At 41.1% G+C, this 23,069-nt stretch carries 24 protein-coding genes; 15 read left to right on the top strand and 9 right to left on the bottom strand.

The annotated features are described in order from the left end of the window. Window positions 1–489 precede the first annotated feature (489 nt). The 6 genes from CH361_RS11485 to CH361_RS11455 all read right to left on the bottom strand — a co-directional run bounded on the left by CH361_RS11485 (window position 490) and on the right by CH361_RS11455 (window position 7,489). The gene (locus CH361_RS11485) at window positions 490–2,796 is read right to left on the bottom strand and encodes a DNA polymerase domain-containing protein (RefSeq protein WP_100790939.1); all 2,307 of its coding nucleotides are present in this window, start codon (window positions 2,794–2,796) and stop codon (window positions 490–492) included. Window positions 2,797–2,811: 15 nt separating this feature from the next. Beyond that, a complete protein-coding gene (locus CH361_RS11480; RefSeq protein WP_100790938.1) occupies window positions 2,812–3,069 on the bottom strand; it encodes a DUF8156 family protein in 258 nt (85 codons plus the stop codon). Window position 3,070: 1 nt separating this feature from the next. Next, window positions 3,071–3,676 carry a P-loop NTPase family protein gene (locus CH361_RS11475; RefSeq protein WP_100790937.1) on the bottom strand — a complete coding sequence of 202 codons (606 nt, stop codon included), beginning with the start codon at window positions 3,674–3,676 and terminating at the stop codon, window positions 3,071–3,073. A gap of 270 nt (window positions 3,677–3,946) precedes the next feature. Then, on the bottom strand, window positions 3,947–4,324 hold the full coding sequence (locus tag CH361_RS11470) for a hypothetical protein (protein WP_100790936.1): 378 nt from the start codon (window positions 4,322–4,324) through the stop codon (window positions 3,947–3,949). 429 nt (window positions 4,325–4,753) lie between these two features. After that, window positions 4,754–7,000: a phosphoribosylformylglycinamidine synthase subunit PurL gene (gene purL / locus CH361_RS11460; protein ID WP_100790935.1), complete on the bottom strand. Its 2,247-nt coding sequence runs from the start codon at window positions 6,998–7,000 to the stop codon at window positions 4,754–4,756. A 9-nt stretch (window positions 7,001–7,009) separates the two neighbouring features. Further along, window positions 7,010–7,489 carry a flavin reductase family protein gene (locus CH361_RS11455; RefSeq protein WP_100790934.1) on the bottom strand — a complete coding sequence of 160 codons (480 nt, stop codon included), beginning with the start codon at window positions 7,487–7,489 and terminating at the stop codon, window positions 7,010–7,012. A gap of 104 nt (window positions 7,490–7,593) precedes the next feature. Here CH361_RS11455 and CH361_RS11450 point away from each other — a divergent pair, with 104 nt between their 5' ends. The 4 genes from CH361_RS11450 to CH361_RS11435 are packed head-to-tail and all read left to right on the top strand — an operon-like array spanning window position 7,594 to window position 11,063. Continuing rightward, entirely contained in the window at window positions 7,594–7,965 is a 372-nt protein-coding gene (locus CH361_RS11450; RefSeq protein ID WP_100790933.1) for a Fur family transcriptional regulator, read from the top strand. Window positions 7,966–8,009: 44 nt separating this feature from the next. Further along, window positions 8,010–9,839, top strand: a complete 1,830-nt coding sequence (gene mutL / locus CH361_RS11445) for a DNA mismatch repair endonuclease MutL (protein WP_100790932.1) — start codon at window positions 8,010–8,012, stop codon at window positions 9,837–9,839. A gap of 59 nt (window positions 9,840–9,898) precedes the next feature. Further along, window positions 9,899–10,504, top strand: coding sequence for an RNA polymerase sigma factor (locus tag CH361_RS11440; RefSeq protein ID WP_244279800.1), 606 nt, complete (start codon window positions 9,899–9,901; stop codon window positions 10,502–10,504). A 4-nt stretch (window positions 10,505–10,508) separates the two neighbouring features. Continuing rightward, complete coding sequence (locus tag CH361_RS11435; RefSeq protein ID WP_100790971.1) at window positions 10,509–11,063, top strand: LIMLP_12425 family protein; 555 nt, start codon at window positions 10,509–10,511, stop codon at window positions 11,061–11,063. A 4-nt stretch (window positions 11,064–11,067) separates the two neighbouring features. Here the strand turns inward: CH361_RS11435 and CH361_RS11430 are convergent, their stop codons facing one another. Continuing rightward, window positions 11,068–11,940, bottom strand: coding sequence for a hypothetical protein (locus CH361_RS11430; RefSeq protein ID WP_100790931.1), 873 nt, complete (start codon window positions 11,938–11,940; stop codon window positions 11,068–11,070). 8 nt (window positions 11,941–11,948) lie between these two features. Next, entirely contained in the window at window positions 11,949–12,236 is a 288-nt protein-coding gene (gene hpf, locus CH361_RS11425; protein WP_100790930.1) for a ribosome hibernation-promoting factor, HPF/YfiA family, read from the bottom strand. Between the two features lie 103 nt (window positions 12,237–12,339). Here hpf and CH361_RS11420 point away from each other — a divergent pair, with 103 nt between their 5' ends. The 3 genes from CH361_RS11420 to CH361_RS11410 all read left to right on the top strand — a co-directional run bounded on the left by CH361_RS11420 (window position 12,340) and on the right by CH361_RS11410 (window position 14,943). After that, window positions 12,340–13,083: a hypothetical protein gene (locus tag CH361_RS11420; RefSeq protein WP_100790929.1), complete on the top strand. Its 744-nt coding sequence runs from the start codon at window positions 12,340–12,342 to the stop codon at window positions 13,081–13,083. After that, on the top strand, window positions 13,083–14,669 hold the full coding sequence (locus CH361_RS11415) for a glycoside hydrolase family 57 protein (RefSeq protein ID WP_100790928.1): 1,587 nt from the start codon (window positions 13,083–13,085) through the stop codon (window positions 14,667–14,669). The genes CH361_RS11420 and CH361_RS11415 overlap by 1 nt, the downstream gene beginning before the upstream one ends. A 67-nt stretch (window positions 14,670–14,736) precedes the next feature. Further along, on the top strand, window positions 14,737–14,943 hold the full coding sequence (locus CH361_RS11410; RefSeq protein ID WP_100790927.1) for a hypothetical protein: 207 nt from the start codon (window positions 14,737–14,739) through the stop codon (window positions 14,941–14,943). A gap of 59 nt (window positions 14,944–15,002) precedes the next feature. Here CH361_RS11410 and CH361_RS11405 read toward each other — a convergent pair whose 3' ends face one another. After that, a complete protein-coding gene (locus CH361_RS11405) occupies window positions 15,003–15,440 on the bottom strand; it encodes an SET domain-containing protein (RefSeq protein WP_100790926.1) in 438 nt (145 codons plus the stop codon). 105 nt (window positions 15,441–15,545) lie between these two features. Between CH361_RS11405 and CH361_RS19695 the strand changes: the two genes are divergently transcribed. From CH361_RS19695 to CH361_RS11370, 8 genes are all read left to right on the top strand, one after another. Further along, entirely contained in the window at window positions 15,546–15,698 is a 153-nt protein-coding gene (locus CH361_RS19695) for a hypothetical protein (protein WP_165782256.1), read from the top strand. Between the two features lie 23 nt (window positions 15,699–15,721). Next, the gene (gene ribH, locus CH361_RS11400) at window positions 15,722–16,189 is read left to right on the top strand and encodes a 6,7-dimethyl-8-ribityllumazine synthase (RefSeq protein ID WP_100790925.1); all 468 of its coding nucleotides are present in this window, start codon (window positions 15,722–15,724) and stop codon (window positions 16,187–16,189) included. Further along, complete coding sequence (gene nusB / locus CH361_RS11395) at window positions 16,186–16,614, top strand: transcription antitermination factor NusB (RefSeq protein ID WP_100790924.1); 429 nt, start codon at window positions 16,186–16,188, stop codon at window positions 16,612–16,614. Before ribH ends, nusB begins: the two co-directional genes overlap by 4 nt. 3 nt (window positions 16,615–16,617) lie before the next feature. Beyond that, complete coding sequence (locus CH361_RS11390) at window positions 16,618–18,720, top strand: tetratricopeptide repeat protein (RefSeq protein WP_100790923.1); 2,103 nt, start codon at window positions 16,618–16,620, stop codon at window positions 18,718–18,720. Further along, on the top strand, window positions 18,717–19,520 hold the full coding sequence (locus CH361_RS11385; protein WP_100790922.1) for a class I SAM-dependent methyltransferase: 804 nt from the start codon (window positions 18,717–18,719) through the stop codon (window positions 19,518–19,520). The genes CH361_RS11390 and CH361_RS11385 overlap by 4 nt, the downstream gene beginning before the upstream one ends. Before the next feature lie 8 nt (window positions 19,521–19,528). Continuing rightward, window positions 19,529–21,142 (top strand): DEAD/DEAH box helicase, encoded by a 1,614-nt coding sequence (locus CH361_RS11380; protein ID WP_100790921.1) that lies wholly within the window; start codon window positions 19,529–19,531, stop codon window positions 21,140–21,142. An 80-nt stretch (window positions 21,143–21,222) separates the two neighbouring features. Beyond that, on the top strand, window positions 21,223–22,218 hold the full coding sequence (locus tag CH361_RS11375; RefSeq protein WP_100790969.1) for an N-acetylmuramoyl-L-alanine amidase family protein: 996 nt from the start codon (window positions 21,223–21,225) through the stop codon (window positions 22,216–22,218). After that, window positions 22,193–23,020 (top strand): LIC_10740 family protein, encoded by an 828-nt coding sequence (locus tag CH361_RS11370; protein ID WP_100790920.1) that lies wholly within the window; start codon window positions 22,193–22,195, stop codon window positions 23,018–23,020. Before CH361_RS11375 ends, CH361_RS11370 begins: the two co-directional genes overlap by 26 nt. Window positions 23,021–23,069 lie beyond the last annotated feature (49 nt).

Raw genomic sequence — 23,069 nt, 5'->3', positions numbered from 1 at the left:
AGTAGAATTAGAAAAAATAAAAAATTCAGTTTATTATTTAGGAACATTTTTTAAATTATTTCGCATAACGAACTATATCTGTGTTTGATTGCGATAATATAGTTTATATCCGAGGCTTTTTGTTTTGTGTTTAGTTCTCACATTCCTGTGCTTTTCTGCTATTCGTTTATCATGCTTGTTTTGCATATTTTTTGCTTTCTTCTGATTTTAGAGACATAATTTATTTATTCTTTTTCCCGATCTTGATAGGATTCCATGATCAAATAAACGTTTAAAATGCGGGAGTAGGCATAGCTTCGCCCCCTGAGTCCCATTTTATTTTAAAAACGAATCTGAGTCTTTTTTGTTTCAGCTCACGCGCAAACGTTTTTTACCTAGTTGTCCAAAAATCTCGTATAACAGGTATTTTTTATTCTAATTTATTTAATTTTTTTTTTGGTTTTATGCAATAAAAGAAAATTTGCATATATTGATTGTTTTAAGTTTATCTTAGGTTGTTTCTAAATTTTTGAAGGGTAATAGTTGTTCGTCGCTAATTAGGTTTTCGAAATTTCTGAAGCTAGCGAGTCCTGACCAAATTTCTCTAAATGACCTGAGGAGTAACTCTCTGTAATATTTTTTGTCATACCTTATGACATAATGGAGGTTTTTCCTTTCAATCCTTTCTTCTGTTTTGTATCTTTCGCTTTTTTGTTCTAATTTTTTATTCACTACTAGATAACGAATCCTTTCTCCGGCTTGTACGTAGGACCCCATTGATAGTAAGTCTTTCACTACCACGGCACTAGGTGCATCGACTGTGTAACTTTCTGCATCTTTAGATGTTGATTTTTGTATGAGGAGGTCTTCCCAAGGAACAGCTCCTAATGATATAGCTTGATCATGTTTTTTGAATATTGCTAAGATCTCTGTTTCTTGTGTTTGGATTTCTTTAATGGTTTCAAACTTACACATCCATTGCACCATTTCCGTCTGTGCTTCTTTGATATAGATGGGGTAGTCTTTTCTTCTTGATACGATCCCTCGTCCTTTAAATTTTCCATTGGTGAACCGTCCCATATAACGGTTTGCTACTGGCATATTTTTGTCCATTGTTGATGCTGGAAAACTTAACCAAGAGAAAATCCCTTCGATTTCCATTGTTATTTGTGTTTTCTCTTTGATATCCTGGCAAACTTTTGTAAGGTTTTCTTCTGTAATGAGCGACTTATCTTTTTTTTGTATGAAGATGCAGTCGGTAATGGCGTGGATCAAATCATAGCCGTGTGCTTCGGCTACTTCTTTTGCTGTCAATAATTTTTCTCTTCCAAAGGCAGTTACTGATTCATGACTTTCTAGTTTTCCAAATTTTGCATTTCTATAACCCAAATACCCGAAGGAGGTAACTAACATCCATTTTAAGCTGGATTCTTTTTGTTTGATATAAACTTTATCGATACGCTTTGTATCTTTACTTTGTTTTTTGTAATGGGCTCTGCGTTCTACAATATGGGATAGTGCTTCTGATACGACCCCTTTTCTTTGATTACAAATTCGATATCCAAGAGAAGGTACTATTTCTACTTTTGGATCGTTTTTACAACATAAACAATTGATTGTTTCGGGAGAAATGTTGTGTAAGACCATAACCTTCGGATACATTTGTGAAAAGTCTAACTGCGCCACATTTTCTAATACAAATCCATTTTGTATATCAGCTTGAAAGACCAAACCACCTTTATCTGCATTTAATAAGTCTAGGGCTGTCTTGGGTGCTTCTAATGCACTTTTTTGCCAAGGAACTAAATAGTTCATTCTTAAGGCTACGTCAACTTCAATGTAAGTAAGGGCTTTTCCTGTTGATGCTCTTGCCATCTTTTGGATTGGTAAACGAGAGATACGTGCAAGTTCGATGATTCCCATAAGGTCTGCTTCTTTATAGACAAAACCATTTCTTGAGTCTATATGCCATCTTCCAAAGAGAGGGTAGGAAGGGGCTCTAAAGACAATGGTTCCGTAAGTGTTGAAACTTGTTCCTTTGGTTTGTATGGATCTTCGTATTGTGCTTGTTTTGTCTCTGTCGAATTCTGTTGTTATATGGTTTTCTTGTGCAGCTCTGAAAAGATAAGGAAAGATAACTTGGTCTCCATACGTTGTGAGAATGATATCGGGGTCATCTTGTTTTACTATTTCATTTAGCTGATGGATGAGATCTTTGGGTTGGTTCGTCGGTATTTTGTAAAGATTAGAATTCGTTTCAATGACTAATGCATTGTTTTGCATTGGGATTCTATGGCTTTTTTCTAAATAAAGTGACATGATTTTGAAATTAGGAACTTCATAGTCAAAATCTTCTATGTTTGTAAAACATTGAATGCCTTTGATTTTGCGTTGATTCTTTTTAGTTTCGTAGCTTACCTCCAGATGGGCGAGGGGATAGATGCCTTTTTCAACCATATAACCAGTCGTAATTTCAATATCAGAGTGATAAATATCGTATTTACCATATAGATAAAAGAGTTTGTTTGTTATTTTAGGTAAAAGTTGTGGTTTTGAGATCACTAATTTGAGAACGGATACGATTTTATTTTCGTAAAATAGGCGTTTCTTTGTGAAGTTTGGAATTTCGGCTAATGCATCTAGCTCGTAAAATCGTTTTACTATTTTTTTTAGAATATTAGGTGCAGCATTTACATAGATTACGGGATAGAACTCATCGAAAAATAATTTGAGTTCTCCTGAGTCTGACCTAAGCCAAAGGTAGATTTTTTGTTCGGAGTGATAGATATCAAACAAGTAACCTTTGAATGTTTCCATGGTTTATGGTGGGGCTTACTTATCTGGAATTTTTTCGAGACGTTTTTTTAGATCGTTAATTTCTTTTTTTAGTTCGATGAGCATCGAAATTATCATAGAATCAATAGGGTAAGGTAAGGATGCCATAACTCCAGCTTGCACTTGTAATTTGGAAATTCTAATTAAATCATCAAAGATTTCTTGGTCCGATCTCCGAAGTGATCTGCGGAAATCAGACAAATTCTCTTCTATTTGTAACATTTGACGAGAATAGGGGGTAATGGTTCTTCCCATGTTAAACTCCTGTGATTGAGGTTTTTCTTGTGCGAATCCGAGATAGACCTTCTTCTATTTTGAGTTCCCATAAGTTTTGTGTTGCACGTAATAGTTTTGGAAAAAAGATTTTGAAATTTTTATGTGAATAGGTCCAAGATTCAATGATGAGTAATGGAAGATTTGCATCAGGAAACTTTTCTATCAATTGCAACATTAAATTCAGTAAAAACAAACCTTCATCATCTTTAACATCCCCATCGAAGAATTGTTTGCAAGGAGCTAACAAAAAGTAGATGGTATTATCATCTTTGGAAGTCATTATTTCTTTTAAGGCATCCAAAATTTGATAAGGGGTGAAGGCTCTTTGGACTCTGATTTGTTCTAAAAAGGGTTCTGGCTGTAAATTCTGTTTTCGAGTTTCCTCTGCTATGGTAAAGGGGTTGAAACGAATGGCACAGTCGAGATTGAAAACTTGAAAACCCGAACAAACCATGGCGTATTGCCAAAAATGTGCCAGTTTGTACATTCCCCTTTCTCCAGTGAGTAAACCAATGTCTCTTTGGTTCCAGTTTTGAATGGGTTCGTAGGCATCTGTCGAAATTTGGAGTTTTTTCGTGAGAACCATTATGCTAATTGTATGTATAGTAAAAATATGTAAAGTGTAATTTGCGCAAGAGTTTCCTTTTTTATTGATTGGAAAAAGTAAGTCACTTACCTTTTTCTCTGGATTGAGCTTTCGGTTTCGATGAAAGATTGGGACTAATTTGAAAAGGGAAGTGGGGGAAAGGAGAGATTGGGAAACCGTCGGTTTTGGGTGGAATTAGCTTTGGAGGACCCAAGCCGATTGCAATGTTTTCTCTAGAGATTATTCGGAATCTCTAGAGATGATGAGAACTTATAAAGGGGGAACTTCTTGGACGGTTTTGACTCCGGTCACAAAATAACTTGTTTCAGCAAAACAACTAAATGGCACTCCTATATGTTCCTCATATTCTAAAACTACTCGTTTGCCGATGGATTCGTTCAATTTGTCAGCGATGGATTCGTCTCGAATGCTGAAGTAGAATTTTTCAGTCATAGTGCCTGGCATTGTGACAAGAGCCATTTCCCCCTCCCAAGTTTTGCAAATCCAACCCTTTTTGGAAAGTTTTTGAATGTAGCCTGCACGGTCTCCTTCGGAATAACTCCATTGTAGAGTAAGCCAAGTGTAACCAGCAAAGAGGATGGCGACGAGAATGAGAAGAAAGCTGAAACGAATTAAAAATTTACCCATAAGTTAATCCTGAAGTTTGGTAAGGTGAGAGAAAGTTTCAAGACAATATTTTGACTCGAGGTCGTCAATTTTTGAAATAAGGAGGAAATCCCCGCGCCAGGGATCAGAAGGGCTTGGTTCTTTGGAGGAGGCGACAAAGAACGGGAGCGTAAGCGCACCCCGGAGGAGCCCGGTCCGAACGAGATATGATTTTGATCCACTAACCGAGCGGAGGCGCACAAAACAAAAAGAATTAGGGGAGTATGCAAAGTATGAACCTTTTTCTAAAAAAAAACGGAAGATTTAGATTGGGATGGCAAGTTTTGGGAATCCATGGTAAAGGATAACCATTGGGTGGCGGGTCTAGTTCCCCACCCTCAAATCGGGCGGGGATATTATACCCTCACATTCCTTCCCACCAAACTCATCGGTAGGAAAATTTGGATCTATTCATTCGAAATAAGTTTTTAGTCCTGCTTCAAACTCGGTTTCTAAAGATTTAGAAGTCCACTCCCATTGGAATCCATTTCCTTTCACGGAAAGTGAGGATTTAGAATTCGACTTACCCAATGTATAAAAAGAAAGTCCTGCTTTTTCATACTTTGTTTTTACTTTGTCTTCGTCTCCTGCAAGAAAGCTGATCACAAAGGAAGCACCTGTTTCACCAAAACAAAGTTCGTCGAGACGAGAAAAAGTTTTTTGTAGTCCTTCTAGGTTTACTTCGAGTCCCTTGTTTCCAGAGATTACAATTTTTGCAAGTGCAACGAGTAAACCACCGAGTGACAGATCTTTTGCGGATGTGAGAAGCCCTTCTTTTCGTAGCGAGATCAGTGTGTCGATCGCTGCTTTTTCTTTCGCAAGGGAAATGTTTGGAATCTTTCCTGTATCTAGGCCATGGAACTTGTAAAGGTATTCGGAGGCAGAGATGGTAGGTTGGAATTCTCCCACAAGCGCATAGAGAACTTCTCCTTCCTTGCGAGGGTAGGTATGAAGTCCCTTGGCAACATCATCTATCACTCCCACCATACCGATGGTAGGTGTAGGGAAGACTGGCCCTTCCGGAGATTCATTGTAGAATGATACGTTTCCGCCAGTTACGGGAAGGCCAAGGAAGCGACAAGCGTCCCCAAGTCCTCTCACGCATTCACTAAAGATATAGTAGTTCTCAGGGATATATGGATTTCCGAAGTTGAGGTTGTTTGTCACCCCATAAGGTTCTGCTCCCGTTGCGGCAACGTTTCTCGCGGATTCACAAACAGCAATTTGAGCGCCTTCATAAGGGTTAAGATACGTGTAACGAGAGTTACAGTCTGTGGCAACGGCAATTCCTTTTTTGGTTCCCGGGATTCTGACAAGCCCACCATCTTCTCCGGGTTCTACCACTTTCACAAGTCCCACTTCTGTGTCGTATTGTTCATATAGAGGTCTTCTAGAAGAAATATTAAGAGAGGAGAGAAGGGTATTTAAAGCTTGGGATACAGTGTCTTTTGATAAATCAGCGATTTTATTTGTTTCGAACTTCACCACCTCATCGAGGTAAGCTGGTCTTTTTTCTTCTCTTACATACCTTGGTGCCCCACCACCAAGAACGAGGGAATCGGCAGGAATTTCTGCTTTGAGTTTTCCATCTTTTCTGATACGAAGAATTCCGTCTCCCGTGACGGTTCCAATTTCTACGGCATTCAGTCCCCATTTGTGGAAGATAGAAACAAGCTCTTCTTCTTTTCCGGTTTCGGGAATGACGAGCATTCGTTCTTGGGATTCAGAAAGCATAATTTCATAGGCATTCATATCCGATTCACGAAGTGGAACTTTGTTTAGATCCACATCCATTCCTGTTTTTCCTTTGGCACTCATCTCGGAAGTGGCACAGGAAATTCCAGCGGCTCCCATATCTTGAATTCCTACTAGGAGGTTCTTTTGGATGGCTTCGAGGGAGGCTTCCATCAGAAGTTTTTCCATAAAGGGATCACCGACTTGCACCGCAGATCTTTTTTCTTCGGATTCTTTGGTCAGGTCTTTGGAGGCGAAACTCGCACCATGGATTCCATCTCTACCAGTTGTGGCCCCCACGATGTACACTTTGTATCCTACTTTTCCTTTGGTAGAAGCAGAGGCCATTTGGTCGTGGCGTGCAATTCCTACCGTCATGGCATTCACAAGAGGATTTTTAGTAAAAGTCGGATGGATGAATAATTCGCCACCACCCACTGCAATTCCAAGTGAATTTCCATAGTCGCCAATTCCTTTGACGGCACGGGTCAGCAAATACTTGTTCCGTGGTTCTTTGGGATCACCAAACCTAAGTGAGTTGAGTGACGTGATGGGGCGAGCTCCCATAGTAAAAATATCTCGCATGATCCCACCAACACCTGTGGCAGCACCTTGGTAGGGTTCTACAGCTGTTGGGTGGTTGTGGCTTTCAATTTTGAAAACAACAGCAAGGCCATCACCAATGTCCATCGCTCCTGCATTTTCTTCGCCGGCTTGGGCTAGGAGTTTGTCCGATTTTGTCGGAAGGGTTTTTAATTTTAAAATTGAATTTTTATAAGAGCAGTGTTCCGACCACATGGCCGAGAAGATCCCGAGTTCCGTTGAGTTGGGCATTCTTCCTAAGATCTTTTGGATCTCTACAAATTCGGTTTCGGTAAGTCCGTGTTCTTTCGCATCTTCCAGACTAACTTTCTCTTTTTCCATACTAATTCCTTAAACGAGTTCCCTATAATTGCGATTGAAGTAAAGGAGGGGAGAGCCTTCCTTCGTGATGACTCCTTCCACAAGACCAATGAGGATCCAATGGTCTCCTGCCTCAATGACTTGATCGACTTTGCAGTCGAGAGAGGCTAAACAGTCCCTTAAAATAGGGGCTCCGGTGGAAAGAGTCTGAGGGTTTAGTCCTTCCAAAACAACCGCTTTGTCCAGGGAACCAGAAGCAAAATCAGCGGAAATTTGTTTTTGTTCAGAAGAAAGAATATTCACGGCAAAGTTTCCGGCTTTTTCGATGGGTTCTTTGGCACTAGAGTCTTTTGCCAAACAGAATAAAACTAACGGCGGTTCTAAGGAAACGGATGAAAAACTAGAAACTGTGATTCCTCCTTTCTTTTGAGAAGATGCATAAGTAATCACACAAACTCCACTCGCCCAAAGAGAGAGAGAAGATTTAAACTGGTCGGTTGATGCGGGCATAAAGCCTCCATATTGACAAATATCAATTTCTGGAAGGATTCTAAAAACCAAATTCCATTTGACCCAATGATAATTTGCGAGTGTCTTTGGGTTAAGGCAAAGGTATGAAAGCACTCACAAAACATAGAGAACTTATTTTTAATGATCTAAAAGAAAGAAAAGACCACCCTACTGCAAAGATGGTTTTTGAGTCCGTAAGGGGAAAAGCTGACAAAATTAGTTTTGCTACTGTCTACAATTCCTTGGAATATTTAGTGGAACACAGATTGGTGAACAAACTCAATATCGAATCTGATTCAGTTCGTTATGATGCCTTTTTAGATGACCACTCACATCTACTTTGTAGTGAATGTGGAAAGGTTCTGGACGTGGCTCCCTTAAGACTCAGTGCAGACACAGATTGGGCGGGTCTAGGGTTTCATGCAAATCATGTGGACATCGTGGTTTCGGGAACCTGTTCCTCTTGTAATTCCTAGTAATTTTTTCTGGATAGGGAGGTTCCCTATCCTATGATTGTCCTATGGGCATCATTCATTCACTCTCCGCGGACCTGATCAACCAAATTGCCGCCGGAGAAGTGATTGAGTCTACGCATTCGATTCTCAAAGAACTCATCGAAAATTCCATCGATGCGGGTGCCACTAGGATTGAGGTTGCTACGGACTCTGCTGGTTTTGGTAGGATCCTTGTCTCTGACAATGGACATGGAATTCAAAAAGAAGATATCCCTCTTGCCATCAAACGTTATGCCACTTCTAAAATCCAAGACTTCCATGACTTAGAACATCTTTTTACCTTTGGGTTTCGGGGGGAAGCTCTCGCATCCATTGCTTCTGTCTCTCGAATGATTCTTGAATCAGGGACAGAAGGAAATCGCACCGCCTATCGAGTCACAGTCGAAGAAGGGAAAATTGTCCAGGAAGAAGAGATCCCTTTTTTTCAGGGAACCAAAATTGAAATCAAAGATTTGTTCTATAATACTCCTGTTAGGCGAAAGTTTTTAAAAACAGAAACGGGAGAAGAGAAAAAAAATAGGGCCCGTGTCCAAACCATGGCGGTTTCGGAACCTGGGATTGGATTTCGGTATTTGCAAAACGGAAAAGAAGTTTTGAATGTGGTTCCTGAAGACGGCCTAGAACGGGTGCTCTCTGTTTATGGTGAAAATTTACGAAACCATCTTTTGCCAGTAAATTCCAGCCGGAATGGAATGACTCTTCGCGGGTGGATCTCTCATCCTGATTTTTATAAATCTTCTCGTACAGGACAGTTTTTCTTTGTAAACAACCGTTCGGTGGAACTAAAATTCTCTGCTCAAATTTTAAAACGTTGTTATGGGGAACTTCTCCCTAGCGGTGCCTTTCCTTATGCTTATCTTTTTTTTGATCTACCCCGCGAATTTGTGGATGTGAATGTCCATCCGCAAAAAAAGGAAGTTCGTTTTTTATCAGAAGAAACCATTACGGGAATTCTTTTCCAAGGAATCACAGAAGTATTAAGAACTTCGACTCCTGTAGAGTTTTTAGAAATGCGCCGTAGACTTTCGATGCCCATCCCTTATGAAAATCGAGAGGGGGGAGGTTTTGGCAGTGGGTATGGAGGAGGATCTGGGTTTGGTGGTCCAGGATTTGGATTCGGACAAATGGGAAATCTTCAGACAGATGGGGATGCGCTAATTGGGCCAAGTACCATTGAAGGAAGAGAGGGATTCTCTCTCGAAGGAATTGGTGCAGGAACCAACTTACATCTTTTAGGTGAAAATCTTACTAAACACAATCTTTTTGTTCCCAAAAAACATTATGGGGTTCTTTTTGAGACCTTTATCTTGGCAGAAGCCGAGGACGGACTTTATATCATCGACCAACATACAGCTCATGAGCGGATTCGTTATGAGGAAGTCCTTCGAGATCTCAAATCCAAAGCCTATAAATCACAAAGTCTACTCACTCCGATTCGGTTGGAACTAACCAAAGAAGAAGCAGAAGAGATGATGGGAGAGAAACAAAGATTTGGAGAACTCGGAATTGGTCTGGAACCTTTTTCTGGTGGCACCATTCTCATCCGCGAAGTGCCGTCGTATATTGATCCTGGTAAAGAAACCGAAACCATTTTGGATTTATGGGAAAGGTTCAAACACAAAGACCCAGAAGAAAGGGAACTCTACGATGAAATGGCCAAATGTGTGGCTTGTCGTTCGGCCATCAAAAAGGGAGACCAAGTGTCCGACCCCATCATCGGTGAACTTTTGCAAAGGTTATCTTACTGTGAAAATCCTTCTCTTTGCCCTCATGGTAGACCCACTCTCATCAAACTCACAAGAAAAGACCTAGAAACTATGTTTCACCGGATTTAAGGCAAACCAGCCATTCGAAAAACATTGATAGAATTCTCGGATTCGAAATTCTAGGCCTCATGCCACGCCCCCTAGAAGGCAAAAATATGACCCTGCGGGAGAAGGAAAAAATCCTCCTCCAAAAGATCAAAGCAGGGGATCCCAATGCCTACATGACTTTAGTGTCCCCGTTTCGGGAACGATTATTTCGCAAAGCAGTTTCCATGGTCAAAGATGGAGATGATGCGGAGGACATTGTCCAAGACGCCCTGATTTCTGGTTATAAATCCATCCAAAACTTCCGTGCCGAGGCCGGGGTTTATACCTGGCTCTACCGCATTGTGGTGAATAAGTCCAAGGATTTACTCGCCAAGAAGAAACGAGGCCGGGAAAAACCCATGGATGACTCAGGAGATAACCAATTTGTGGATTCTCGTGTCGGATATGAAAAAAAATTGGAACTTTCTGAAGAGTCTCGTTATCTAATGGATAAGATTGCACTCTTAGAAGATTCCTACAAACAGGTTTTGGAACTTCGTTATTTCGAAAATCTTTCGTATAACGAAATTGCTGAGATCATGGAATGCAACGTAGGTACGGTTAAGAGTCGTCTCTTCAAGGCTAAGGAGTTTTTGAAGCACCTCATCCAAAAGGACGATAAAGGAGAAGGGTTCTTTGAAAAGTAAGTTTATGAATTTAAAAGATTGGTTTCGCTCACAATATCCGAGTCTCTTCCCTGAGGAGACAGACAATGTGGTTCTCGAAAATAAGATTTGTTCGCTTTTCCAGCGTGTGAAGGAAAAGGAAGACACCATCCTTCCTCGAATGTCAAAAGACTTCGACACCCGCCTTCTCAACCTCCTCGAATCAGTTACCTTAGACAAACCAAACCAAAAGATCTCCTTCACATTCCGCGATTTAGTTGAAAACCGAACGGTTCAGTATTCTTTTTCTGCCGTGATGGCTTTAAGTCTTGTTTTCATTCTTGTGAGTCGCTCTTCCCAAGAACCAACTCTTTCTGGGAATGATACGGCTGGTGTTGTCATTGAACAAAACAACTATCAATACGAACCAACAAGCCTTGATCTGAATGAGTCTTACCAAAAACGCGTGTTACTTGATCGTTTGCGTTCTGCCCCAGGGGCCGTTTATGGACTTCGAGAACTCGAATTGTTTTATGAAAAAACAGGAAGAGAGTCTTCGGCTGATGAACTCAGACTTCTCATCGAATCTGTAGAAAACTAAATCTCTAAACAAAACCTTTGGCAAATTGGACGGCATCTCGCGAACGGATGTCGTCTGCCGAATGGAGAATGGCAAGAGCCAATTGTTCCATCCTTGCCTCCAGGCGAAAAGTTCCACCACTTCTTTCCTTACTGTCTGCCAGCCTTTTGAGTTCCGAAAACCAAATTTGAATTGTGGTCTCATCTTTTTTTACAAGAGGATGAAAGATTCCTTCTCTCCAAGCAAGGACAGGAACAAGTTCCTTCATCTCTTCTTCTCTTTCAGTGATCTCACCTGCTTTTTGGATGAGGGTCAGAAGGGGTGGCCAACGAACTATGGTATGAGGAAAGAGTTGAGGGTCATTTAAGAAGGCAGTACGATAAGTTTCAATTCCTTCTCTTTCGTTTCCCGTCATCACTTGTGTTTCTGCTAAAAAGTATAAAAGGACAGGGGACTGTTTGTTTCCCCCATAAAGTAAAACTTCGAGTGCCATTCCATAATCTTTGATTTTGATGAGGCAAGCCGCAAGGTCCCGTAATAGATCCTTATCGAGAGCATTGGCTCCTTCCCATTGGTAAGCGAGTTTTAGATGGTCTCTTGCTTCTTTTAAAATACAGTCTTGGGTGACAAAAAAACTATCGGTGTTGTGGTATCCACGTTTTCGAATTTCTGATTCAAAATCGGAAAAAAGATCGAGAAGGAGTTTGCCTCTTTCTTTTCCTTCCCTTGTTTTTAGAATTAAATCAAGTCTATGGTCCCAAAAACTTGCGATATAAAATCCGCTAATGGTGGGAATATCGAGGGGATCCCTGTCCAGAAGTACGGAATAAAGTGATTTTGCAGTTTCAAACTCACCATTAGAAAGATAAGTGAGTGCTTCTTCCGACTTCTGAATCATACTAGAGATTAGTGTTGGCTTTTTTTATCGTGGTGTTTGCTTGTTTGGGAAAGAATTTTATCTTCTAATCCATCGATACAAACATATACATCTTTGTCTTGGTTGTGTGCATTGAAATTACTTCCATCAGCATGTAACTTCATGTTAGAGTGGATTTCTCCATGAATGGCTTCAAATGATACTTCACAGGATACGATTTTTTGAACGTATTTTGATACTCGTTCTAATTTTTCGTCCGCGTATTTTTCAGCCGCTTCGGAGCGGTCTAAATGTTTCCAGGTATAATTGATTTTCATAGTTTGTCCCAATTTGGTATGTATATATTGTATTTTAGAAAAAAAGCAAACGTCAAATAAAAAAGAATTGAAGGTGAGTGTTTCTCGTCTTTAAGCTGGGAGCATGGCAAATGAAGAAAAAAAAGATGGGCCAGTAAAAAAATCCGCTCCTAAAAAGAAAAAGGTAAGTGTCACTGCAGCAAAAAAAACTTCTAAAGCGGCAACGAAAAAACCAGCCAAAAAAACAGAGATTCCTTCTCCACAAAAACAAACTAAATCCATTTACAACGATTCCAAATTTACCAAACACCCGGAATTCCCAGCTGAGGATCTCATAAGGATACTGATTCGCACTCCAAAAGAAGCCTTTGTCTTCTGGAAATTTTCGGAAAATACCTTAAAGAAGCTTTTAAAGGATTTGGATTCACCTTCAACGGATGGTTTACGCTTTCGATTGAAGGTAGAATATAAAAATATATTTGGAAGTGAACGAACGGAAATTTACGATTTAGCTCCGTTCACAGAATCGTATTATTTAAAATTTATGTTTCCTGTCAGAGACATCCAAACTTCTATTTTTGTTTCTTATCATCAAAAAGAAATTTCAGCTCTTCATTCTTCTGGGAAAGATCTCCCTGGGGGAACTGAATCTTTTCGGTTAGACAAGGAATGGATCCACCCACAGTGGATTAGTATGGGGCTTGTGGCCAAGTCTGCGGGAAGTGAAGAGTATTACTTCAAAGATGGGGACGCCTCTGAGTTTTATGTAAATCCTCGAAATAGAGACCAAGGAGAAGGGACGAAAGATCCCACCCAAACTCATTCCAGTTTTGGGAATGGATCAGGGTCAGGAAAAGGACTTTTATAATGAATCATTTTTTAAAAGGGCATTTAGTATTTGTTCTCCATGCCCACCTACCATTTGTTAGACATCCTGGATATGATACACCTTTCATAGAAGAAAACTGGTTAAACGAAGCGATTTTAGAAACATACATTCCACTGCTTAGAGTGTTTCGGAATCTAAAAAAAGAATCGGTTCGGTTTCGGATCACCATGTCTTTCACTCCCACCCTCTCTCTGATGTTAACCGACCCTTATTTACAAAATCAGTTTCGTAGTTACATCAAAAACCTCATAAACCTTGCCAAAGCGGAAACCAAACGAAATGTAAAGGATCCTCATCTCCATTACCTTTCGACAAGATACTTGGAGCATTTTTTAGATACAGAATCTATCTTTGAAGAAAAGAAAGGAGACCTCACCCAACTCTTTTTGCCTTTTGTGGAGTCTGGCGAATTGGAAGTGATGACAAGTCCTGCCACACATGCCTTCCTTCCTTTTTATGATTCCGAACCTTCTATCTTTCGTTCACAATTGAAAAACGGTCGTAGAACCTTTCGCCGCATTTGGGGGAGGGATCCGAAAGGGATTTGGTTATCGGAATGTGGATACACTCAAAAACTAGAAGAGGAACTCGATCGGGAAGGGTTTCGGTATTTCTTTGTGGATACCCATGGAATCACACATGCCAGCCCAAGGCCTAAGTTTGGAGTTTATGCTCCGGTGGAAGTAGGGTATGGAGTTTTTGCTTTTGGACGTGATCCAGAAAGTAGCAAACAAGTTTGGAGTTCCATTGATGGGTATCCTGGAGATTACCGGTACAGGGAATACTATCGCGACATAGGGCATGACCTACCTTGGGAAGAAATTTCTCCTTATCTCCATTCGAATGGAGTTCGGATCAATACCAGCATCAAATACTTCCGGATCACAGGGAAAACGGAGGAAAAAGGATACTACCATCCAGACTGGGCCATGGAGGCTGCGGGAAACCATGCAGAAGATTTTTTACGAAACCGCATCCGCCAAGCCGAGTATCTTTTTGAAACAAACAAACAACAGGCGGTGATTGTTTCTCCTTACGATGCGGAGTTGTATGGGCACTGGTGGTATGAAGGTCCACAGTTCATTGAATTTTTATTCAAAAAAATCCACTTCAATCAAAATACCATTCAGTTGTCTCATCCCTTGGAAGCGGCTCGTGCTCTTCCCAGGATCCAGTCTGTGGAAATGAAAATGTCTAGTTGGGGAGAAAATGGATATGGGGAGGTATGGCTCAATCCTTCCAACGATTGGATTTACCCTCTCATCCATTCCTTAAGCATTCGGATGCACAAAAGAGCTCATGAATTGAAATCGGGAACTGAATTGCAAAAACGGATTTTGAAACAAATGGGTAGAGAACTTTTACTTTTACAAAGTAGTGACTGGGCTTTCATTATGAAAACGGGGACTATGGTGGATTATGCGGTAAGGCGTACCAATGTGCACACCAATCTCTTTCTTACTTTGGAAGGGATGCTGCACGGGCCAGTGGAGGAAGAGATCCTAATGGCAGCGGAGTTAGAGAACAATGCGTTCCCTGACATTCGGATTGAAGATTTCTACTAGAATTCTTCTAAAAATTTCTTGCCTGGAAAGGGGTCGGTAGGAGGCTTAGCTTAAGTCGGAGGGTTTTATGTCGAATTCGTATCGTTTTCCCTTGGTTCTTACACTTCTCTTTTTTGCAGCCAACTTCTTCTTTTGCCGGTTGATGCATAAAGAAAAAGCGGAAGGAGTTTTTCGTATGGATGATTCTGTCATTCGGTATACAGAAGCATTGGAAGCTTCTGATTCCGCAAAGACCTCTACCAAAACTTCTTTTGGAAATAACGGTCTCCTCTAAGAGACCGTTTGCGTTAGTTTTCCCTTTCGGGACAATACAGCCGTGACAAATATCCTTAGTTACTTCGGTTTGAAGTCCACGTTGTCCCAGTAATCCTTTCCATAATCAAAAAATATTTCTGATCCTTCAGGGATTGTTTTTAATACCTTAAACCGAGCTGTTTTCCATCTCACAGAAGTGATGAGTTCTGCATTTGGTTTGGAGGAATGGTTGATATAACGGGTGTAATTGGACTCACGGCCTTCACCATAAATCCACCAGTCCTTACAGATCCAAAGTAGGTATTTTGAGTCTACGTATTTGTTTGATTCCGCTTGTTCATCGGTAATGATTTTACCCATGTAGTAACCAACGGTATCTCCCTTGTATAATGTTTGTTTGGTGAATAGTCCCATTCCGATATTAGGGACGGAGGAAGGTTTTACAATAAAGTCCTTCTCGGCATACACTACCGGTTTCCTTTTTTTGGCCTTCTTTACAGATTTCTTCTTCTTCATTTTCTTCCTATATGACATAAGAGGAAAACAATTCTACCTTGTAAAGCCATTGGTATTTAAGATTGGATGGCCTGGTTTCCGAACTTTAAAGGTGAGAGGGGATCTATGAACCGGGAACCACAGAAACCAGCAGATGAGAAAACCAATGTTGTCAATCTAGCGATCTACCGAGCCAAAAAAGCACTCGAAAGAGACGGGTTTGAAGTGGTAGAAAATCCAGACGGAAAGATTACCCTTGTCATTCGTCTTGCGAAATAACACCCCCTTAGGATTTTGGATACATGACCGCTACATTGGAAGGCACTAGAATCGGAAACGGACAAAAACATTGTGTCATCGTTTCAAAGTTCAACGAATTTATCACAGAGTCTCTACTCAAAGGGGCAAAAGATGCCTATAGACAACATGGGATCACAGATTCCGATGTGACTGTTATCTATGTTCCCGGTGCCTTTGAACTCCCACAAACCGTAAAACGTGTCCTAGGGTCTAAAAAATACCAATTCTCTGCCATAGTCTGTCTCGGTGCCGTCATCCGAGGTGCCACTTCCCATTATGATTTGGTTTCGGGAGAAGCTGCCAAAGTAGGGTCCGTAGCCGATGGTTCCGTTCCTGTGATTTTTGGAGTCATTACGACTGAATCCATCGAACAAGCCATTGAAAGAGCCGGCACCAAAGCGGGAAACAAGGGTTACGAGGCGGCCACCACAGCCATTGAAATGGCAAATCTTTTCAAAGAGATCGGATGAGTTCTAGACACCGCGGGCGAAGTCTCGCCCTCATGTGCCTCTACCAAATTGACCTCGTTGGGACCGACCCAGAACGGGCCATGAAATTCGATTGGTATGACAAAAAAATCACTAGAGAAGAAAAAGATTATGCTGTCTTTCTTGTGAAAGGAGTGGTCGAAAATCGAAAAGCGATCGATACTCTAATCAAGAAGTATTCGGAGAATTGGGAACTTTCGCGTATTTCCGTGGTCAACCGTTGTATTTTACGTTTATCGATTCTTAGTTTGCAAAAGGAACCTTTCCTTGCGGCCCCCGTTGTGATCAATGAAGCCGTCGAACTCACTAAGGAATTTGAAACAGACGAATCGGCACAGTTTATCAACGGATTACTCGATGCCTTCTACAAGAAGGAGATCGTAGCGAAAAATCCTGAATTAAAATAAAAAATGGATCCCATCCAAAAAAACCGGTTTCGCATAGAGGAGCAGTCCTCTCAGCCAAGTTATTACCAGGAAGATCCATACTTAAGGAACCTGGGTCGAGAAAAAGAAACAACTTACGAATCGGAAAACACGGTACGCCGGCCCGTTCTCTCTTTTCTATTTTGGAGTTTCCTTGTATTTCTCGTCCTTGGATTTTTAACCGCCGGGTATTGGTGGTATCTTGAGAAAAAAAAGAATCCAGAAGAGATCGCAAAAGCATTAAACAACCTCCCCAGAGATAAAAAAGCTCTAGACCTTCTTGTTGATAAACCCTATCTTCCTGATGATTCCGTAAATCCTAAACTGGCCGCATGTCTCAATGCCTATCACAACCGTTATGTGAACCGAGTGGGAACGGTTTGTGAAGAGTTCTTAAATTCACCTGGAAGTGATGAAGATAAATCCATCGCACTCACTGTCCTTGGTGTGATGTATGATGAAGCGGGTCGTTATATCAATTCCATTGAAAGATTGGAAAAAGCCATCCAATACGATTCCAAAAACTATTTTGCATATTATAATTTGTCACTGGCTTTTAAACATGCTGGTAAATTTGAAGAAGCAAGGCGAGCCGCACAAAGAGCTAAAGAAATTGCACCTAACGACTACCGGGTTTCTTTATTACAAGGAAATTTGTTCCAAGAGATTGGAGACCCAGCCAGTGCCATCGAAGCCTACAAAGAAGGGCAGTCATTAGCTCCGACGGATGTCACTTTAACTTACAACTTAGCCATTAGTTACTTAAAACAAGGAAATATGGCCGAGGCCATTTCCGAATTCCAAAAGGTAGTACAAACAGCACCTAATTCCCAAACGGCCGTTTTGTCCTATGGCCATCTAGGAACCATATTCTACCAAAGAGAAGATTATGATAGGGCCGAGTATTACTTTCGTGAAGTGATTCGCCTCAAAACAAACGATGCTAAATCCTACTATAACCTAGGTTTGGTGTATTTAAAGAAAAAGGTTCCCGAAGAAGCAGCTAAGTACTTCCAAAAAGCCCTAGATTCCAATGCTAACGAACCAGAGGTTTATCGTTATATTGCGGATGCCTTTCTTTCTATGGGCCAAACCAATATGGCCATCACTGCTTTACAAAAGGCTTTGTTACTCAAACCTTCGGATGTAGATTCTCTTTTTGCTTTATCAGAGCTTTATTATAAAAAAGGGGAACTTGTGGAAGCGGAAGGCCTCTTTCGAAGGATCATTCGCCTCACTCCAGGGGATACCTATTCGGAAACAGCTTATGTAAATCTTGGAATCATTTTGGATGAAATGGAAAGATATTCAGAAAGTATTACCGCTTTCGAAGGAGCTCTTTCTTTAAATCCAAAAAACCAGTCTGCCTATTACAACTTAGGTCTTACTTATTTACATGCTGGTAAACCTACTATGGCCATTGAGTCACTTCGAAAGTCACAAAGTTTGGACCCCAATCATGTTCCTTCTCGGCTTGCCATCGCGGATTACTATTTGGAAAACAAATTTTATTCCGAGGCTATCTCTGAATACGAAGAAGCCATTGCTTGGAAACCAGAACTTTATGAAGCAAGGCTAAAACTTGCTGATGTGTACATCCAAACCAAAAACTATCCGGCCGCAGAAAAGATGTTAGTTTATGTTTTGGAAAATTCCAAAGATTCCAAAGAAATCAAACTTGCTCATAGAAAACTAGCCCTGAGCTATGCTAATAGTGGAAACTCTGGACTTTCCAAAAGAGCCAAAGAAGAAGCATTTCGCGCCACCCATATTGATCCAGAAGATATGGAATCAAGGTTAGTGCTTTCTAAAATTCTCATCGATTCCGGTTCTCTTGTGGACAGGGAAAAGGCAATTGAAGAACTCATTGTCATCACTCGTTCGGATGTGACACCAACCATTTCTTCCAAAGCTCATAATTATTTGGGAGTCTGTTATTTTAAAAATGGGGAATTTAAAAAAGCCCTTTCTAGTTTCCAAACGGCCATTGATCTAAACCCAAGCCTAACGGAAGCCTATGAAAACAAAAGGGCGGCTCGTGCACAATATGAGAAGTCCCTCGAATCAAAAAAGAGAACTTATTTTTGAGTTTATTTCAATTTTTCCCCCATAAAGAATTCCCCGAATTTTATGAAGAATGCCAGCTTACAGGTGTTCTTCGTTATCTTCCTGCAAAACATAGAGAGTATGGGGATAGTTACTTTATGGAAGAATACAAATCCCAGTATAAAAAATCTTATTATGAAGATGAACCAAACCTTCGGGCCATGGCAAAACGCAGGCTTTCTGTTTTGGAAAGGGTAGGTGCTAAGGGCGGTAATTCTTCCCTTTTGGAGATTGGATCTGCAGCAGGATTTTTTTTGGATGAAGCAAGGAAGGCCGGTCATTCGACCAAGGGTCTAGAACTATCTCCTAAAGAAGTGGAATACTCCAAAACGAGGCTTGGGTTGGATGTGGAGAGGGCTTCTGTTCTTTCCATTGCAAAGGAGGACTGGAAAGAGAGCTTTGACGTAGTATCCGCATTTTTTGTGATCGAACATATTGAGGACATTGATGGGATTTGGGAGAGAATCCAGTCTTGGACAAAACCGGGTGGGTTTCTCTATTTAGCCGTTCCCTCTAGTTTTGGACCAAGTTTTCAAACCAGTCCCAAGGATTGGTTTTCTACCCATCCTTCCGACCACTTTTTTGACTACTCTGTTCACTCTTTGAAAAAACTCTTGTCAATCCTTGGCTTTGAAGTGAACTATGTTAGACCTATGTCGTATCATTCCTACCGGGACTTAGGGCCTCGTGGCAAACTTCCTGAATGGCTGTATCGGCTGTATGCAAACCAGTTTGCTTATGGTGATACCATTGAACTTACCGCCAGAAAATTAAAACACTGAAATCCATTATGAAATTTAACGAATTACCTTTTCACGAGTCTCTCTCTAAAGCACTTGATAAAATCGGCTACACAGAACTCACCCCCATCCAAGCCAAATCCATTCCCTTCGCCATGGAAGGAAATGATCTCACCGGTCTTGCCCAAACAGGAACGGGAAAAACGATGGCTTTCCTACTTCCGACTCTTCACAGACTTTTGTCTGCTGACGAAGAAGAAGCTTTGCCCTATGCCCTTGTCCTTGCTCCGACGAGAGAGCTCACCATTCAAATTGCCGAAGAAGCAAAAAAACTTCTAGAGTTTACAGACTTCGGTGTGGCTACCATCATCGGGGGAACCGATTATAAGTCCCAAGAACAGGCGTTAGGGAACAAAGCCTGTCTCATTGTGGCTACTCCGGGACGCCTCATTGACTTTGTCAAAAATCACGGCCTTTCTTTAGAGAATATCAAAGTAGTGATCCTAGACGAAGCGGACAGAATGTTCGATATGGGATTTGTCCAAGATCTCAAGTACATCTTTCATAAATGTAAAAACAGAAAACAATCTCTACTTTTTAGTGCTACGCTCAGTTATGAAGTGGTAAGGCTTGCCAGTCGTTATCTAAACGATCCGATTGAAGTACATATCAATCCAGAAAAAGTAATTACCGAACGGATAGATCAAACCTTACTCCACTTAGGAAGAGAAGAAAAACTTCCCTATTTAGTGAACTCTCTTTTGCATAATGAAATCGAAGGTCTTGGAATCATTTTTACAAATTATAAAATGAACATTCCAAAGATTGTGTCCACACTTCGTAAATTTGGAATCACCGCGACGGGACTTTCTTCTGAACTCGATCAGAAAAAAAGAATTCGCCTGCTTCGGGATTTTAAAGAAGGAAAGTATAAGTATCTGATTGCGACAGATGTTGCATCACGTGGGATTGATATTGAAAACATAGACGTTGTCTATAATTATGATCTTCCTCAAGATGCAGAAAACTATGTGCACCGGATTGGAAGAACGGCCCGTGCAGGTAGAAAGGGGATGTCGATTGGACTTTGTTCGGAGACAGACTACACAGAACTCGAACGAATTGAACGGTATTTAAATTCTAAAATCCCCATTGCGGAAATCCGCGAGGAGTATTTAGAATTTCCTAAGGGTGAATTTACTCCTGTGTTTGCAGATGAAGCCATTCCTGGTGAAAAAAAATACCAAGACAGGGAAAGGGGAGAACGCGGTGGTCGCGGTGGGAAACCACGACGTGGTGGTGACAACCGAGGAGGCGAACACAGGTCAGGTGATCGGAACGAAAACCGTTCGGGAGACCGGGGACGAGGTAAGGGCAAAGGGGAGAAACACCACCCACCAGCAAAGATGTCGCACCCGCACCATCATGAGGGAGAAGGGGATCATAGACACCCGGCCAAAATGACCCACCATGAGTTCAAACATGGACAACATCCAAAGGATGGAAAAGGGAAAGGCCAACACCATAAGAAAAATCATTCAGGGAAATCTCACCAAAAGAATGATCCAAGACGGAATCTCTTCGATATCAATGAAGTGAAAAAATCTAAAAAACAGAAACAATCGATTTGGCAGCGAATTCTTTCTCTTTTCAAAAAAGATTAATTCTTTTCCTTTTTTGTTTTTTCCCCAATCTCTTAGTTGCTGAGGTCGCCAAACTTCCGCTCTATGGGAAGGGGAACTATGTGGCATTTTCTGATTTAAAAATGGTAATGCCGGAACTTTCTACCAAACTAAAGAAGTTTACAAGAGTCGGTTCTATTTACACTCCCCAAGGAAATCTCCAGTTTCGACTTGGATCCAGTTTTTATACCCTGGATGGTAAAATTTATAAAATCCCAAAAGCCATTTTGAAAAAAGACGAGGATGTTTATCTTCCTTTGGATCTTGTCGAGGCCATTTTACTCAACCTTATTTCCTATGATGTACGTTACCAGTTCAAAGAGACAGAGCTTTGGGTTCTCATTCCCAAAGACCCTGTTCCCAAACGAAATCTGAATGTGAAGGCCATTGTGATTGATGCAGGCCACGGAGGGAAAGATCCAGGAACCTCTGATCCCACAGGGAATTACGAAAAGGATGTGAGTCTCGGTGTGGCTCGTTACACTTATTTGTACTTACGAAAATACTACCCCGAGATCCGAGTCCAAATGATTCGCAAAAACGATCATTTTGTGGAGTTGGAAGATCGGTCCAAAATGGCAAACCAAGTATTGAACGATACAAGGGATGTGGTGTTTGTTAGTTTTCATTGTAATGCTTCCCTTTCAGATAAAGCCGCTGGGTTTGAAGTGTATTACCTTTCCCAAAGTCCGAGTACAGAAAGCGCTCGGGAAACAGCCCTTTTGGAGAATCTGTATGTGGGAAAACATAAGAACCCGGTTGTCTCCCAGATCCAATCTCAGATGTTGTCCAGTGTCACCCAAAGAAGGTCAAGGAAATTGGCCACGGCTGTGGCAGATCAGTATGAAAAGGCTCTGAGTCCTGAGATCCCGTCTCGGGGAGTGAAAAAGGCCGATTTTTCCGTCTTGCGAGGAAGCCTTATGCCTGCGGTACTTGTGGAAATGGGGTATCTGACAAACCCTGAGGAAAGTAAAAAACTACGGGATAAAAACTACCAAAAGAAAATTGCCCGGAGTGTCATCAAAGGAATTCATGAATACGCATCTTCAAAAGATTAAAGAACAACTTCGCCCTCTTGCTGAAACCATCAAAACTCTCATCATTCGATTTTATAAAATTGGGACGGGGGAAACCAAACTCACTCGCGATTTTATCTTTTTGTTTGCTTCTTGGTTTTCACTTCTCATCTTTTTTAGTTTCTTTATCCTAGCAGAACAAAATCCATTTCGTCTCCTGGTTCCTTTTCAACTTTATTCCTATCCCTCTCTGGATCATAGAGAACCGGTAGTAATTTATATTTCCAATGGAGAAGGGGAACAAATTCCCATTCACAGAAAGATTTTGAAACAGGAAGAAACAGGAGCCTTTATTTATCAACTAGTAGGGGAGGTTGGATCACCACCTTACTTTGATTCTGTGGAGGCCCTAGCAAAAGATGGAAAGATATTTTCCCCTAAAAAACTTTTGGACATTCGATTTGCTTTAAAACAGTCCTGGTTTGTGGAAAAAGATACCAAACTCATCATTGATTGGAATCTTCCTATTTTGCAGGATGTGATGGAAAAATACAGACTTCCTCGAACCAAAACTGATGAGCTAGCCGATTCGGAAGAGGAAAACCCAAACGCCCCCGTAGATACTATCACCTATTATACGGCAGGAACAGACACGGGTCCCAAGGAATCAGAGGAAGTAGTGAACAAACGTAGGATCCTTGCTATGGAGTCCACAATACGAGCGTTAAATGCTAGTCTTTTTGAAAACTTTAAGGATTTAAAAAGTATTGAACATAAATTTTCCGGGGAGGCAAATACTGCCTACCAATGGGAAACGATCTCTCCACTGGCGAGTCGCCCTTAAGTCAGGGTTTTTCCGAAGAAATTCTCCCGTTTTCCAAAATTTGCTTATG

Source organism: Leptospira brenneri, from assembly GCF_002812125.1.
Lineage (GTDB): Bacteria > Spirochaetota > Leptospiria > Leptospirales > Leptospiraceae > Leptospira_A > Leptospira_A brenneri.
Note: the sequence above shows the minus strand (reverse complement) of the source record. Positions and strands in the feature narration are given on the sequence as shown.